General features: G+C 68.8%; 13 protein-coding genes and 1 tRNA gene. 2 read left to right on the top strand and 12 right to left on the bottom strand.

Features of this window, described 5'->3' with window-relative positions:
* Nucleotides 1–691, top strand: a 691-nt coding sequence (locus CCN72_RS06120; RefSeq protein WP_158101326.1) for a hypothetical protein, incomplete at its 5' end; no start/stop codon positions are given.
* 15 nt (nt 692–706) lie between these two features.
* Here the strand turns inward: CCN72_RS06120 and CCN72_RS06125 are convergent.
* The 4 genes from CCN72_RS06125 to CCN72_RS06140 all read right to left on the bottom strand — a co-directional run bounded on the left by CCN72_RS06125 (nt 707) and on the right by CCN72_RS06140 (nt 3983).
* On the bottom strand, nt 707–1558 hold the full coding sequence (locus CCN72_RS06125; protein ID WP_086806648.1) for an acyl-CoA thioester hydrolase/BAAT C-terminal domain-containing protein: 852 nt from the start codon (nt 1556–1558) through the stop codon (nt 707–709).
* Nucleotides 1559–1625: 67 nt separating this feature from the next.
* On the bottom strand, nt 1626–1784 hold the full coding sequence (locus tag CCN72_RS06130; RefSeq protein WP_244174143.1) for an SCO3870 family protein: 159 nt from the start codon (nt 1782–1784) through the stop codon (nt 1626–1628).
* A 399-nt stretch (nt 1785–2183) separates the two neighbouring features.
* Nucleotides 2184–2423: a hypothetical protein gene (locus CCN72_RS06135; RefSeq protein ID WP_086806650.1), complete on the bottom strand. Its 240-nt coding sequence runs from the start codon at nt 2421–2423 to the stop codon at nt 2184–2186.
* A gap of 123 nt (nt 2424–2546) precedes the next feature.
* Nucleotides 2547–3983 (bottom strand): DNA sulfur modification protein DndB, encoded by a 1437-nt coding sequence (locus tag CCN72_RS06140; protein ID WP_086806651.1) that lies wholly within the window; start codon nt 3981–3983, stop codon nt 2547–2549.
* Nucleotides 3984–4704: 721 nt separating this feature from the next.
* Between CCN72_RS06140 and CCN72_RS40275 the strand changes: the two genes are divergently transcribed.
* On the top strand, nt 4705–4866 hold the full coding sequence (locus CCN72_RS40275; protein ID WP_244174144.1) for a hypothetical protein: 162 nt from the start codon (nt 4705–4707) through the stop codon (nt 4864–4866).
* A gap of 262 nt (nt 4867–5128) precedes the next feature.
* On the opposite strand, the gene CCN72_RS06150 is transcribed toward CCN72_RS40275, so the two are convergent.
* The 8 genes from CCN72_RS06150 to dnaN form a co-directional block, all read right to left on the bottom strand.
* Nucleotides 5129–5205: transfer RNA gene (locus CCN72_RS06150), tRNA-Ile, on the bottom strand.
* 88 nt (nt 5206–5293) lie between these two features.
* Complete coding sequence (locus CCN72_RS06155) at nt 5294–6019, bottom strand: DUF3566 domain-containing protein (RefSeq protein WP_086806652.1); 726 nt, start codon at nt 6017–6019, stop codon at nt 5294–5296.
* Between the two features lie 18 nt (nt 6020–6037).
* A complete protein-coding gene (gene gyrA / locus CCN72_RS06160; protein WP_086806653.1) occupies nt 6038–8632 on the bottom strand; it encodes a DNA gyrase subunit A in 2595 nt (864 codons plus the stop codon).
* Nucleotides 8633–8674: 42 nt separating this feature from the next.
* Nucleotides 8675–10723, bottom strand: coding sequence for a DNA topoisomerase (ATP-hydrolyzing) subunit B (gene gyrB / locus CCN72_RS06165; protein ID WP_037650806.1), 2049 nt, complete (start codon nt 10721–10723; stop codon nt 8675–8677).
* Nucleotides 10724–11144: 421 nt separating this feature from the next.
* Nucleotides 11145–11681: a DciA family protein gene (locus tag CCN72_RS06170; protein WP_085565626.1), complete on the bottom strand. Its 537-nt coding sequence runs from the start codon at nt 11679–11681 to the stop codon at nt 11145–11147.
* The gene (recF, locus tag CCN72_RS06175) at nt 11678–12799 is read right to left on the bottom strand and encodes a DNA replication/repair protein RecF (protein ID WP_086806654.1); all 1122 of its coding nucleotides are present in this window, start codon (nt 12797–12799) and stop codon (nt 11678–11680) included. Before recF ends, CCN72_RS06170 begins: the two co-directional genes overlap by 4 nt.
* Before the next feature lie 86 nt (nt 12800–12885).
* Nucleotides 12886–13761, bottom strand: coding sequence for a phosphogluconate dehydrogenase (NAD(+)-dependent, decarboxylating) (gene gnd, locus CCN72_RS06180; RefSeq protein ID WP_085565624.1), 876 nt, complete (start codon nt 13759–13761; stop codon nt 12886–12888).
* A 183-nt stretch (nt 13762–13944) separates the two neighbouring features.
* The gene (gene dnaN, locus CCN72_RS06185) at nt 13945–15075 is read right to left on the bottom strand and encodes a DNA polymerase III subunit beta (protein WP_085565623.1); all 1131 of its coding nucleotides are present in this window, start codon (nt 15073–15075) and stop codon (nt 13945–13947) included.
* Nucleotides 15076–15100: the final 25 nt, after the last annotated feature.

A 15100-nucleotide genomic window follows, 5' to 3' on the forward strand; every position in this document is an offset into this window, starting at 1 on the left:
CCGGCGGCGCCGGGCCCGGCGGTGGGCCGCGACGGCGGTCGCGGCCGCGGTGGTGGCGGGGGGCGCGGTGGGGGCGGTGCGGGTGCTGCCCGACCGTGAGTCGGCTGCACCGGCGCATACGGGGGTCGGCAGGCCGCGGGTCGACGAACCGGTGGACTCGACGGTGGGCTTCGGCACCCACGACGGCAGGGAGTGGAGCGTGGCCCTGCGGGTGTGGACGGCGCCCCGGGACCGGGCCGAGGCCGTCCGGCAGATGAAGGCCATGGCGGACTGGGGCCTCGTCCCGGTGACCTCGGGCAGCCCGTCCGACCTGATCGGCAGGACGAGCTACTTCGTCATCCGCCAGTTCGGAAGCCCCAAGCAGAACGGCACCCGCCTGATCGTGTCCTCCGACACCACCGCCGACCTGCCTCATCCGGAGGGAACCCAGATCAACGCCCTCCCCCAGCCGCTCATCGCCAAGAGCGGCCCCTCGCGCCTGGTCATCGGCACGGTGGCCACGTCGGCACGACAGGTCACCTGCCACTGGAAGGACGGCAGTACGACCGTGGCGAACCTCGCCCCTGACAACTCCGCGCTCCACGACGTGAACGGCGTCATCAGGTCGATCCGCGAGTTCCCCACCGCCAACTGGTTCGTCTGCGCGGCCCCCGGCAAGACCGCCTACAAGTCCGCGGAGGTGACCAAATAGCCGCCACGTAGCCGCTCAGCCCCGCAGCGCGTCCAAGAGGTGCGGCCAGGCGGCCGCGCCGAGCAGCCCGTCGGCCTCCGGTGTGCCGCCGTACCGGAAGGCCGGGGACGGCGGCGAGGGGAGTTCACCGGGGAAGAGGGGCCGGTGGCCGGCGTCGGCGCGGGTGATCAGGCGGACGTCCGCCCCGGCCGCGCGCCGGCGCTCGGCCAGCCGCTCGGCGTAGGGCCCCGAGGGCCACATCGCGTCGTCGCCGCCCGCGACCAGGATCAGCTCGGCCCGCGCCGCCTCGACGGGGATCTCGGCCGCCGGGAGCAGCTCGGCGAAGGTCCGCTCGCTGCGCTCGTACCAGCCCCGGATGGCGACCGGCCCGCCCTCCGGCTCGGCCGGCGCCCAGGAGTCGTCCATCGGCACGAAGGGCAGCGGCCGGCCCCGCCAGGTCCAGCACGAGCGGTACGGGCGGTCGGCCCCGTCCCGGCCGGGCCCGACATTGCACCAGACCAGCGGGCTGGGCGACAGGGCGGCCACCACGTCCACCCGGTCGTCGCGGACGGCCGTGAGCAGGGCCGCCTCGGCCCCCTTGGAGACCCCGAGCACACCGATCCGGCGCGCCCCTGTGCCGCGCAGCAGATCGACGGCGGCGGTGAAGGTCTCCAGCGGGACCTCACAGATCCCCGGCGGCTGCCCGGGCCCGCCGAACCAGCGGATCGTGAGCGCGGTGATCCCCTGCCGGGCGAGCAGCCGCGCCCGCTCCCGCATGACCCGCCCACTGGACCCGCCCAGCACCAGCACCCCGGCCGCGCCGCCGCCCACGGGGGAGGCCAGCAGCCCCTCCCAGGGCTCGGCCAGCTCCCGCTCCACGATCTCCACGAGCCCCCTGGTTCCGTCCTTTCAGCTACGCGGACGCCGTGCCCGCTTCGTCGTCGGACGGCGCACTTCAGTTCGCGTGCGGCCGCCCGTCGCGGACCCACGTCACCGCGGCCAGAACCGAGGTGACGTACATCAGCACGCTGAAGGTGGCCACGGACTCGACGTACTGCTCGTAGCCGGCCGCGCGGAGCTGGAACGCGAGGGAACCGAGCGCGGTTCCAAGCATCGCAGTGACGGCGACCACTGTGATGAACGGGCCCTTCCTCATTCGTATTTCCCCCAAACGAAGAGGCAGCTGGTCGCAATCGACACTACATGCATCACCTCACGGCCGTTGATGTCGGCCGTACACGTCGAAGACCCCCAGCCATAATCGGCTGAGGGTCTTCGTGCTGGTGGGGCTAACAGGATTTGAACCTGTGGCCTCATCCTTATCAGGTCGATCAGAGTGAACCTCCGACGTCGGACACCCCGTGATGTGTCTCGATTGGTTCTACGCCGAGGTTCGGTGCCGACCGCTGAAGTTCGCCCCTGTTGGTGTCAGGAACTGGTGTCAGCCATCAACCGGCACCTTGACAGTCCCGTGGCCCAGCAGTGGTGCCTTCGCGAAGACGGTCCTGGATGATCAGACTGCAAGCCTCAGGGCCGGCCCGCCGCCGGGCGGCTCAGGGCCGTTCCACTGCGTAAGCATGGTGGCACCAAGAGCCCCGACGATGCTCACGAAGTAGGCCTCAAGGTTTAGTGGTGTGGCCGCATCGAGTGCCGCGAACCCGAAGGCCACCACGGTCAGGAACAACGCGGCCTCGACGATCTGGTCCCACCAGCTGTGGTTGTCGGGCGGGTGCTGGTTGAGGTCTACTGACACTGCAACCCCTTTCGGTTGTCCAGGTGGGGTCGCGGTATCTGTTTGGCGACTGAGATGCGGCCCCACCAGCTGTTTCTTACTACTGGCCGTCCTTTGTGGTAGGACGGCCATGTCTGTGAGGCGTCACTCCACTGCCGTCTTGCGCGGCCGGCCACGGCGGTTCGCGGAGCGCAGGCCAAGGTGCACAAGCACGGGCACGAGCGTCATGTCGTGGAACGCCGGGTCATTCTTGGCGAGAGTCTTCAGCACCGCCGCGGCAGCCGCCTCGTAGTTCGTTCGTGCGCCACCCGCAGTGGTCGGCGTCCAGATGATGTCGCCGTCCACGGCTACCTGTCGCTCGAACCGTACGAGTGTGTTGTCGAAGAGCGGGTGCACTTTCCTCTCCACGCCTTCTACCTTGCGAACCTTGCCGGCTGTGCGCTCCCAGGGCAGATCCGCCAGGGCATCTACAGTGCGCTCAAGCGAGATTCCACAGAACCGTGCCGCTCCGAGAACCGCGCCCACGACATACAGCCCTGCCGGGGAGCCATGCAGATACTCGCTACGGAACCGCTTCGGCGTCAGCCCCTCACCATCCGAACTGCGGCGCAGATCCTTCCACCCCGGCATGCGGTCGTACGCGTAGTCCGTGATCTTTACGATCTGCGCAACTACATCCTCTAGTACGTCGTTGAGGTTCGCATTGCTGTCGTCTGCTGCCTCGGCCTCAGCTTCGAGAGCCTTGATGACGTTGGTCTCCCTGGCGTCGGGCGTCCGGTCGCGAAATCCGATCAGCATCGCCGTGGCGTACCCGCGCATGTGAGCGGTGGTGTAGAGCGTCTCTTCCTTCGCTGCGGTCCGGAGATACACCAGGCGATCAGGCTCATCCCGGAGGAGTCGAGCCTGTCGGCCCACCTGCGTGCCTAGGCGATTCGCGTACGAGGACTGGTCCAGCGCCGTCATCAGCGCAGCCGGAATGGGTTTGGTCTGGCCGGCTACGACGAAGAGCCTCGTTACTTCGTCCCGATCGTTCTGCACCAGGATCTGGATCGGCGCGGCCGCCTGTGACAACACTTCCTGGACCTCGGCGTCACGGCCGTACATCGCGCCCTTGACCCTCAGCCACGTCCGCGCAAGCGCGTCCAGAGTGTGTTGGCCGTTCTCGATGTGCATCGGCACGCCCTGGTAGAGCTTGAACCTTCCAAGCTCCACACCTGGCGACAACTGACTGAAGTGCTCCCAGTGGAACGTGGGTTCGCCGTCCGTGTCCTCCGCGATGGCCAGCTGAATCTGCTGAACCGGAGTGTCGGGGCGGTTGTACAAGCCCGCCGCGATGCGCTCGACGTGCTTCGGGTCCACCGGGCGGTTCCCGTACTCGTCGTCGTCGAGGTCGTAGTCCTTGCGGATGATGACTCCGGACTCCTGGCGGGCTCGAAGCTCGACGAGTGACGGGAGTTGCTGCATGAAGTTGAACGCGACCATGTCACCGATCACGGACCGGAAGGCGACCGTCTCAAACCAGGTCGGCCGAACGTCCTTCCCCGCTAGCATCTCCTTGATGCTGTCGTCGCTTTCGCCCACCGTCCCGCCCCTCGCCGTTTTGGCCGGCGAATTAATACGATAATCGCCGGCGATTTTTCGAGGCTAGCGCGACACAGTACGCCGCTGCAACTTCCTCTTGAGAGCTGGGGGTTGGCATGCGCCTGTGCGCTTGTACGGAGCATGTACACCCATGAACACCTCGCCACGCCCTAAATATGTCCTGACCAGGTAGAACTTCGTCAGAGCGGAGAACCGTCACGGGCGTTAGAGCCTTCGTTCCAGCGCTCGGCGGCTGTTTCTTTGCTTGACCCACCACCCGCCTCAGCTCCCATCCCGTCCGCCGTCGACCCACACACCGTGGAGCGGGCGTGGTTCGGGAGCGTCAAGGTGGAGCGCGCCACTGTACGAACGATCTTGACGCCCCTTCAGTACGGGGCAGATCGGTGAGGCTGCCTGATGGCCAAGCGACGGCCCAACGGCGGGGGCGCCATCGCCAAGCGCACGGACAGTCGCTACCAGAGCGCCGCGTATGTCACCGACACGGACGGCAACCGCGTCCGGAAGTACGTTTATGGCACGACCTGGGACGAGGCCAACGAAAAGCTCGGCAACTCCAGGAGCAGGAGCGAAACGACATCCCAGTGCCCTCGCGAGCCTGGACGGTCGGTGAGTGGCTGGCTACTGACTGGAGTACATCGTCAAGCCGGAACGGGAGCACAACACCTGCATCAAGTACGAGTCCAAGATCAGGCTGTACCTGCTGCCGCACCTGGCCAAGAAGCCGTTGACAAAGCTCACGCCGGCGCAGGTCCGTACATTCATGGCCACGCTGAAGGGTGAGGAGGTCGGGGCCGCCACCCGCTTCAAGGTGCCGCGGTACTGCGCAACGCTCCCAACCGGGCCATCCGTGAGGAGATCCTGACGCGCAACGTCGCCCTCCTGGTGGACATGCCCAAGGTGAGCAAGGACAAGGGCAAGGTTTGGAGCGCGCGTGAGGCTGTCGCCTTCCTGCGGGCATCCCGCGCCCACCGCCTCTACGCGGCCTGCGTCCTGGTCCTCGTGCTGGGGCTCCGCCGCAGCTCCTCGAAGACCCACTCATCGGTTGACCGTCGCGGTTCACGGCCGTTGATGTCAGCCGTAGATGTCAAAGACCCCCAGTCCATCCGGACCGGGGGTCTTTTCGCTGGTGGGGCTAACAGGATTTGAACCTGTGGCCTCATCCTTATCAGGGATGCGCTCTAACCAACTGAGCTATAGCCCCGCCGCGCTTTGCGGTGTGTGTCCCGCGCGCTGACTCCTGAAGATTAGCGCACGACCACGTCAGTCCCAAAATCGGTTCCCGGCGGCCGTCACTCGTCCTCGGCGAGGGTCAGTTCGACGCCGCCGACGAAGCCCGCGGAGAGGTTGTAGATGAAGGCGGCGAGCGTGGCCAGCGCGGTCGCCAGGACGACGTCGATGGCCGCGATGATCGTCGTGAACATCAGGACGTGCGGAAGCGAGAGGAAGGACTGGAGGTCGAAGCCGTTCGCCTCGTTCGAGCCGGTCGCCTCCGAGATCGTGCCGCCGACCGTGGAGAACACGCCCATCGCGTCCATGACCATCCACAGCACCGCCGAGGCGACGATCGTGCAGATGCCGAGCGCGATGGAGAGCAGGAAGCTGACCTTCATCACCGACCACGGGTCGGCCTTGGCCACCCGCAGCCGCGCCTTACGGGTGCGCGGCGCGGTCCGCACCCCGGTACGGGGACGCCGTACCCCGCCGGCCGCCGGCTGCGCCGGGTAGGCCTGCGGCGGGTGGTACGGCCCGCCGGGCTGCTCGGGGCGCCGCTCCCCGGGGAGCGGAGACGACGACTGCGCCTCGCCGGCCGCGGCCGGGCCTCGGGTGTCCGTCACAGTTCCCCCCTGGGGTGCAGACGTGCCGGAAGCGTCCGCCGCGGACGCCCGCACCGGCTTCAGGTTGGTCGTATGCGGGTCGGTGGCCGTCCCCGCATGCGCGGCGGAGCCACGGCCGCCGCCGTCCGTCTCCGTACCCGTGGAGGTACCGGCCGATCCGGCGCCCGTGGCTCCGCTCACGATGACTCACTCCTCGTGCTACTCGGCCGAGGGCGCCTCACCCTCGTCCGTGCCGGTGGCCTGGGCCTCCTCGGCGGTGATGTCGTCGGCGTCCTCACCGTCGACCTCCTCCGCCTCGCGCCCCGCCTCGGCGTTACGTGCGATACCTACCACGGCATCGCGCTTGCCCAGGTTGATCAGTTGGACGCCCATGGTGTCACGGCCCGTCTCCCTGACCTCGTTGACTCGCGTGCGAATCACACCACCGGACAAGGTGATCGCGAGGATCTCGTCGGTCTCCTCCACGACCAGCGCCCCGACGAGCGAACCGCGGTCCTCCACGATCTTGGCGGCCTTGATGCCGAGGCCGCCGCGGCCCTGGACGCGGTACTCGTCGACGAGGGTCCGCTTCGCGTACCCGCCGTCGGTGGCAGTGAACACGAACGTACCGGGTCGCACCACATTCATCGAGAGAAGCTCGTCGCCCTCGCGGAAACTCATCCCCTTGACGCCGGAGGTGGCGCGGCCCATCGGGCGAAGGGACTCGTCCGTGGCGGTGAACCGGATCGACTGCGCCTTCTTGCTGATCAGCAGCAGGTCGTCGTCGGCCGAGACCAGCTCTGCGCCGATCAGCTCGTCGTCGCCGCCGTCCTCGCGCTCCCGCAGGTTGATCGCGATCACACCGCCGGAGCGGGGCGAATCGTAATCCTTCAGAGGCGTCTTCTTGACCAGGCCGGACTTGGTGGCCAGCACCAGGTACGGCGCCGCCTCGTAGTCCCGGATGGCGAGGATCTCGGCGATCGCCTCGTCCGGCTGGAAGGCGAGCAGGTTCGCCACGTGCTGGCCGCGCGCCTCCCGGCCCGCCTCGGGCAGCTCGTACGCCTTGGCCCGGTACACCCGGCCCTTGTTGGTGAAGAACAGCAGCCAGTGGTGCGTGGTGGAGACGAAGAAGTGGTCGACGATGTCGTCCTCCTTCAGCTTCGTGCCCCGCACCCCCTTGCCGCCGCGCTTCTGCGCCCGGTAGTCGTCCGTCTTGGTCCGCTTGACGTAACCGCCGCGCGAGACGGTGACGACGATGTCCTCCTCGGCGATCAGGTCCTCGATGGACATGTCGCCCTCGTACGGGATCAGCTTGGTCTTACGGTCGTCGCCGTACTTCTCGACGATCGCGGCCAGCTCCTCGCTGACGATGCCGCGCTGGCGCACCGGGGAGGCCAGGATCTGGTTGTACTCGTTGATCTTCGCCTGGAGCTCGTCGTGCTCCTGGACGATCTTCTGCCGCTCCAGGGCCGCCAGGCGCCGCAGCTGCATCTCCAGGATCGCGTTGGCCTGGATCTCGTCGATCTCCAGGAGGCCCATCAGGCCGGTGCGCGCGATGTCGACGGTGTCGCTGCGCCGGATCAGCGCGATGACCTCGTCGATGGCGTCCAGGGCCTTCAGCAGACCGCGCAGGATGTGCGCGCGCTCCTCGGCCTTGCGCAGCCGGAAGCGGGTCCGGCGCACGATGACCTCGATCTGGTGCGTCACCCAGTGCCGGATGAACGCGTCCAGGGACAGCGTGCGCGGCACGCCGTCGACCAGCGCCAGCATGTTGGCGCCGAAGTTCGTCTGGAGGTCGGTGTGCTTGTACAGGTTGTTCAGCACGACCTTGGCGACGGCGTCCCGCTTGAGGACGATCACCAGACGCTGGCCGGTGCGCGAGGACGTCTCGTCGCGGACGTCCGCGATGCCGCCGATCTTGCCGTCCTTCACCAGGTCGGCGATCTTCTGCGCCAGGTTGTCCGGGTTCACCTGGTACGGCAGCTCGGTCACCACCAGGCACTGCCGGCCCTGGATCTCCTCGACCTCGACCACCGCGCGCATCGTGATCGAGCCGCGCCCGGTGCGGTACGCCTCCTCGATGCCCTTGCGGCCCACCACCAGGGCGCCGGTCGGGAAGTCGGGGCCCTTGATGCGCTCCATGAGCGCGTCGAGCAGCTCCTCGTGCGAGGCTTCGGGGTTCTCCAGGTACCACTGGGCGCCGGCCGCGACCTCGCGCAGGTTGTGCGGCGGGATGTTGGTCGCCATGCCGACCGCGATGCCGGCCGAGCCGTTGATCAGCAGGTTCGGGAAGCGGGACGGCAGGACGGTCGGCTCCTGGGAGCGGCCGTCGTAGTTGTCCGTGAAGTCGACGGTCTCCTCGTCGATGTCGCGGACCATCTCCATCGACAGCGGCGCCAGCTTGCACTCGGTGTAGCGCATCGCCGCGGCCGGGTCGTTGCCCGGGGAGCCGAAGTTGCCGTTGGAGTCCACCAGCGGCATCCGCATCGACCACGGCTGGGCGAGTCGCACCAGGGCGTCGTAGATGGAGGAGTCGCCGTGCGGGTGGTAGTTGCCCATGACGTCACCGACGACACGGGCGCACTTGTAGAAGCCGCGCTCGGGGCGGTAGCCGCCGTCGTACATCGCGTACAGCACGCGCCGGTGGACGGGCTTGAGGCCGTCCCGGACGTCGGGCAGCGCACGGGACACGATGACGGACATCGCGTAGTCCAGGTACGAGCGCTGCATCTCGGTCTCGAGCCCGACGGGCTCGACACGCATGGCGAGTTCGCCGCCCTCTTCGGGGGTGACTGGAGTGTTCTCGTCGGCCATTGCTGGTGAAGATCCTTCCCTGTGCGGTCAGCTGAGACCGACTCAGATGTCGAGGAAGCGGACGTCCTTGGCGTTGCGCTGGATGAACTGGCGGCGTGCCTCGACGTCCTCGCCCATCAGCACCGAGAACAGGTCGTCGGCCTGGGCGGCGTCGTCCAGGGTGACCTGGCCGAGCACGCGGTGCTCCTGGTCCATCGTGGTCACGCGCAGTTCCTCGGCGTTCATCTCGCCGAGGCCCTTGAAGCGCTGGATGGAGTCCTCGCGGACGCGCTTGCCGCGCTGGCGGCCCATCTCGATCAGCGCGTCGCGCTCGCGGTCCGAGTAGGCGTACTCGATGTCGTCCCGGCCCCACTTGAGCTTGTAGAGCGGCGGCCGGGAGAGGTACACGTGCCCGGCCTCGACCAGCGGCCGCATGAAACGGAACAGGAAGGTCAGCAGCAGGGTGCTGATGTGCTGGCCGTCGACGTCGGCGTCCGCCATCAGGATGATCTTGTGATAGCGGAGCTTCTCGATGTCGAAGTCCTCGTGCACACCCGTGCCGAAGGCGGAGATCAGCGCCTGGATCTCCTGGTTCTGCAGGATCTTGTCGATCCTGGCCTTCTCCACGTTCAGGATCTTGCCGCGGATCGGGAGGATCGCCTGGTACTGCGGGTTGCGGCCGGACTTGGCCGAACCGCCGGCGGAGTCACCCTCGACGATGAAGATCTCGCACTTGGTGGGGTCGTTCGACTGGCAGTCGGACAGCTTGCCCGGCAGGGACGCCGACTCCAGCAGGCCCTTGCGCCGCGTGAGGTCACGCGCCTTGCGGGCGGCGACACGCGCGGTGGCGGCCTGGATGCCCTTGCGGATGATGTCCGCGGCCTCGTTCGGGTTGCGGTCCAGCCAGTCGTTCAGGTGCTCGTAGACCGCCTTCTGCACGAAGGTCTTGGCCTCCGTGTTGCCCAGCTTGGTCTTGGTCTGGCCCTCGAACTGCGGCTCGCTGAGCTTGACCGAGATGATCGCGGTCAGACCCTCGCGGATGTCGTCACCGGTGAGGTTGTCGTCCTTCTCCCGGAGCAGCTTCTTGTCGCGCGCGTACTTGTTGATCAGCGACGTCAGCGCGGCGCGGAAGCCCTCCTCGTGGGTGCCGCCCTCATGCGTGTGGATGATGTTGGCGAACGAGTAGACACCCTCGCTGTAGCCGCTGTTCCACTGCATCGCGACCTCGAGGGACAGGCTCTTGTCCTTGTCCTCCGCCTCCAGGTCGATGATGGTCGGGTGCACCACCTCTCCCTTGCGGGAGTTGAGGTACTTCACGAAGTCGACGATGCCGCCCTCGTAGTGGTACGTGACCGACTTGACCTCGGCCTTCTCGTCCGCGCCCGCCTCGTCCGCGCCGCTGGTGGCCTTCGCCGACTCGCGCTCGTCGGTGAGCCTGATGTTCAGGCCCTTGTTGAGGAAGGCCATCTCCTGGAAGCGCCGGGACAGCGTCTCGAAGGAGTACTCGGTGGTCTCGAAGATCTCCGGGTCGGCCCAGAAGGTGACCGACGTGCCGGTCTCCTCGGTGGCCTCGTGCTGGGCCAGCGGGGCGGTGGGCACGCCCATCTTGTAGTCCTGCGTCCACCGGTACCCGTCGGTCTTGACCTCGACGGAGACCTTGCCGGACAGGGCGTTCACGACGGACACGCCGACACCGTGCAGACCGCCGGAGACGGCGTAGCCGCCGCCGCCGAACTTGCCGCCCGCGTGCAGCACGGTCAGCACGACCTCCAGGGCCGGCTTCCCCTCGGAGGGCACGATGCCGACCGGGATGCCACGGCCGTTGTCGACGACGCGGACGCCGCCGTCGGGCAGGATCGTCACGTCGATGAGGTCCGCGTAACCCGCCAGCGCCTCGTCGACCGAGTTGTCGACGACCTCGTACACCAGGTGGTGCAGTCCGCGCTCGCCCGTGGAGCCGATGTACATGCCGGGCCGCTTGCGGACCGCGTCCAGCCCTTCGAGCACGGTGATGGCGCTGGCGTCGTACGAGGCCGTCGAGGCCGGGGCCTCGGCGTTCACGCCGGCGTCGGTGGACGGGATGTTCTCGTTGGGGTTGCCGGAATCGGCCACGAAGCGCCCTTTCTGGCACTGGCACAGCACGAGCCGGGCTCCTGGGGGCACCCCCGGTGGGGGACGGCTGCCGGAGCGGCTGCGGCATGTTGCGTTGGTAAGCCTTGATCAGCGTTGCTCAGCTTTTCCCGGGCGGTCCCCACATTGGGGCGGGATTGGCTTCCAGTCTACCGGTAGCGCTGACATCGATGGGGGTTTGCCGGTACCTGAGTCCCCATGTGCCGCCCTGAACCGGTCTCGGCCGGGTACCGATATACGGAAGGGGGCTCCAAGAGCCTCACAGCGGCACTCAGAGCTTCGAGCCGTCAACCCTTGGCTACTCCAGGGTCAGTACGCGTCCCGCACCCGTGCGCACACGGGCGCGCGCAGGGCAAACCCGCAGGACAGAGGGGGGTGACGAGAGGACGCGACGTGAGGTACGTCACCCGTAGGTGTCGCCAGGACCCATGCTTCCCGGGGCCCGCAGCGGGCCGTAGCGGCGGGCCGGGCCACCGGGGCCGTGCACCTTGATCAGCCGGACCGTGCCATGGCCGAGATCCTCGTTGAGCCGGGCGACCAGGGCAGGCGCGAGCAGCCGCAGCTGGGTCGCCCAGGCCGTGGAGTCGCAGGCCACCACGAGCACCCGCTCGTCCTCGTCGTAGCGCTGCGGCACACAGTGCTTGGCCAGGTCCTCGCCGACGATCTGCGGCCAGCGGCCCATCACCCCGCCCACGGCAGCCGGGGTCTCCCAGCCGCGCTCGGTGATCAGCCGGTTGATCGCCGAACCGAGCGCCATCGGGTCGCGGCCGTCGGCGCGCGCCCCGGACCGCAGCCCGCCGCCGCGCCGGGCCTGCTTCTTCTGCCGGGCCGCGTCACCGCGCGCCCGGGCCTGCTCCTTCGCCGCGCGCAACGCCACGCGCGCGAGGTCCACACCGGAGGGCTCGCCGCTCTTGCCCGAGCTGTCCTTCTCGCCGCTCATACGCGTTCCACCGTCCCACCCGAGACGGAGTACCGCGCCCCGGCCAGCACATGCGGGACGTCGTCGTCCACGGCCGCGGTGACCAGCACCTGCTCGCCGGGCGCGACCAGCTCGGCGAGCCGCTCGCGGCGGCGCGCGTCCAGCTCGGCGAAGACGTCGTCCAGGACGAGGACGGGCTCGTTGCCCTCGGCGCGCAGCAGCTCGTACGAGGCGAGGCGCAGGGCGAGGGCGTACGACCAGGACTCGCCGTGCGAGGCGTAGCCCTTGGCGGGCAACTGGCCGAGTTTCAGGACCAGGTCGTCCCGATGAGGGCCGACGAGGGTGACGCCCCGCTCGATCTCCTGCTTGCGCGCCTCGGCCAGGGCGGCCAGCAGCTGCGCGTACAGATCCTCGCGGGTGTGGGCCTCGCCGGGCGCGGACGGCTTGTACTCCAGCGCGAGCGGGCCGCCGCCGGGGGCCAGCTGCTCGTACGCCTTGTCGGCCAGCGGCCGCAGCGCGGCGATCAGATCGAGCCGGCGGGCGAGCAGCTCGGCACCGGCGTGCGCGAGGTGCTGGTCCCACACGTCGAGCGTGGACAGGTCCATGGTCCTGCCGCCGTGCCTGCGGGCGAGCGCCGCGGACTTCAGGAGCGTGTTGCGCTGTTTGAGCACCCGCTCGTAGTCGGAGCGCACCCCGGCCATCCGCGGGGACCGCGCGGTGATCAGCTCGTCCAGGAACCTGCGCCGCTCCCCGGGGTCGCCCTTCACCAGGGCGAGGTCCTCGGGCGCGAACAGCACGGTCCGTACGATGCCCAGCACGTCCCGGGGTCTGACCTGCGAGGACCTGTTGATCCGGGCGCGGTTGGCGCGGCCGGGGTTCAGCTCCAGCTCGACCAGCTGCTGCCGGTCGCCCTGGCGGACCTGCGCCCTGATGACGGCGCGCTCGGCGCCCATGCGCACCAGGGGCGCGTCGGAGGCGACCCGGTGGCTGCCCAGGGTCGCCAGATAGCCGACCGCCTCCACCAGGTTGGTCTTGCCCTGGCCGTTGGGCCCGACGAAGGCGGTGACGCCCGGGTCGAGCGGGACCTCGGCCCGCGCGTACGAGCGGAAGTCGGCCAGCGAGAGATGCGTGACGTGCATGGGCGGTGCGCCGGCCTCCTTCCGCTTCCGCGCGACGTACGGGCTGTGGGTCGAACGGGCTGTGGGCCGCGGGGCGACCCCCTGGACTACTTCTTCTCTACGGCGTGGCCGCCGAACTGGTTGCGCAGCGCGGCGATCATCTTCATCTGCGGCGAGTCCTCCTGGCGGGAGGCGAACCGCGCGAACAGCGACGCGGTGATCGCGGGCAGCGGCACCGCGTTGTCGATCGCGGCCTCCACGGTCCAGCGTCCCTCACCGGAGTCCTGGGCGTAACCGCGCAGGTCGTCCAGGTGCTCGTCCTCGTCCAGGGCGTTCACCGCGAGGTCGAGCAGCCAGGAGCGGATGACGGTGCCCTCCTGCCAGGAGCGGAAGACCTCACGGACGTCCGTGACGGAGTCGACCTTCTCCAGCAGCTCCCAGCCCTCGGCGTAGGCCTGCATCATGGCGTACTCGATGCCGTTGTGGACCATCTTCGCGAAATGGCCCGCGCCGACCTTGCCGGCGTGCACCGAGCCGAAGTCGCCCTCCGGCTTGAGCGCGTCGAAGACCGGCTGCACCCGGGCGACGTGTTCGGCTTCACCGCCGTACATCAGCGCGTACCCGTTCTCCAGGCCCCAGACGCCGCCGGAGACGCCGCAGTCCACGAAACCTATGCCCTTGGCGGCCAGTTCCCCGGCGTGCTTCTCGTCGTCCGTCCAGCGGGAGTTGCCGCCGTCCACGACCACGTCGCCCGGCTCCAGCAGCTCGGCGAGCTGATCGACGGTCGACTGGGTGGGCTCGCCGGCCGGGACCATCACCCACACCACGCGCGGGGCGCTGAGCTTGCCCACAAGCTCTTCCAGGCTGTGGACATCCGCGACATCGGGGTTGCGGTCGTATCCGACGACGGTGTGGCCCGCGCGGCGGATCCGCTCGCGCATGTTGCCGCCCATTTTGCCGAGGCCGACGAGACCGAGCTCCATCAGTTGTGTTCCTTAGGGTCGCTGCTGGCGTCTGGGGCACGGGAGTGCCGCCCCGAGCCTAAACGGCCCCGCTCACGCACAGTTGTGGGCTCCGGCGCTCATCCGGCGCCACCAGGCGGCGGTGCCGGACGCCCTCGCGGACGCCCGGCACCGTGCACACCTGTGGACGACGGTCGGCCGCGATCAGCCGCTGAGCCGCACCGGCATGATCAGGTACTTGTAGGCCTCGTCGGCCTCCGCGTCCAGCGCCGGCTTGCCGCTGAGCAGTGCGGGCTTCGTGGACGTCGTGAACGACAGCTGCGCCACCGGCGAGTCGATCGCGCTCAGACCGTCCAGCAGGAAGGTCGGGTTGAAGGCGATCGAGATGTCGTCGCCCTCCAGCTGCGCGTCGACCCGCTCCACAGCCTGTGCGTCGTCGCTGGAACCGGCCTCCAGGATCAGCACGCCCTGCTCGAAGCTCAGCCGCACCGGGGTGTTCCGCTCGGCCACCAGCGCGACACGCTTGACGGCCTCCACGAACGGCGCCGTCTCGATCACCGCGACCGAGTTGAACTCGGTCGGGAACAGCGTCCGGTACTTGGGCAGGTCGCCCTCGAGCAGTCGCGTGGTCGTACGCCGGCCGGCGCCCTCGAAGCCGATGAGGCCCTCGCCCGCGCCGGAGCCCGACAGGGCCAGCGTCACGCTGTCCCCGGCACCGAGCGACTTCGCGGTGTCCAGCAGCGTCTTGGCGGGCACCAGGGCGACCGCGGACGCCTCCGGGTTCTCCGGCTTCCACAGGAACTCGCGGACCGCGAACCGGTAGCGGTCGGTGGACGCCAGGGTCACCGTGTCGCCCTCGATCTCGATGCGCACACCGGTGAGCACGGGCAGCGTGTCGTCGCGGCCCGCGGCGATGGCCACCTGGGACACGGCGGCGGCGAAGACCTCGCCGGGCACGGTGCCGGTCGCGTTCGGCATCTGCGGCAGCGCCGGGTACTCCTCCACCGGGAGGGTGTGCAGCGTGAAGCGGGACGATCCACAGACCACGGTCGCCCGTACACCGTCTGTGGAAATCTCCACCGGCCGGTTGGGCAGCGCACGGGAGATGTCGGCGAGCAGCCGGCCGGAGACCAGGACGGTGCCCTCCTCCTCGACCTCGGCGTCGACGCTCACCCGAGCGGACACCTCGTAGTCGAAGCTGGACAGGCTCAGCTGGCCGTCCTCGGCCTTCAGCAGCAGGCCGGCGAGCACAGGCGCCGGCGGACGGGCAGGCAGGCTGCGTGCCGCCCAGGCCACTGCCTCCGCCAGTACGTCGCGTTCCACCCGGATCTTCACCGTAAGCCGCCTCCTGCTGTTGCTT

The sequence above is a fragment of the Streptomyces murinus genome (assembly GCF_002154555.1).
GTDB lineage: Bacteria > Actinomycetota > Actinomycetes > Streptomycetales > Streptomycetaceae > Streptomyces > Streptomyces murinus.

Excerpts from the sequence above, each read along its gene's own strand:
- gyrA (WP_086806653.1), bottom strand. The coding sequence starts at position 8,632 with ATGGCCGACGAGAACACTCCAGTCACCCCCGAAGAGGGCGGCGAACTC.
- CCN72_RS06170 (WP_085565626.1), bottom strand. The coding sequence starts at position 11,681 with ATGAGCGGCGAGAAGGACAGCTCGGGCAAGAGCGGCGAGCCCTCCGGT.
- recF (WP_086806654.1), bottom strand. The coding sequence starts at position 12,799 with ATGCACGTCACGCATCTCTCGCTGGCCGACTTCCGCTCGTACGCGCGG.
- CCN72_RS06130 (WP_244174143.1), bottom strand. The coding sequence starts at position 1,784 with ATGCTTGGAACCGCGCTCGGTTCCCTCGCGTTCCAGCTCCGCGCGGCC.
- gnd (WP_085565624.1), bottom strand. The coding sequence starts at position 13,761 with ATGGAGCTCGGTCTCGTCGGCCTCGGCAAAATGGGCGGCAACATGCGC.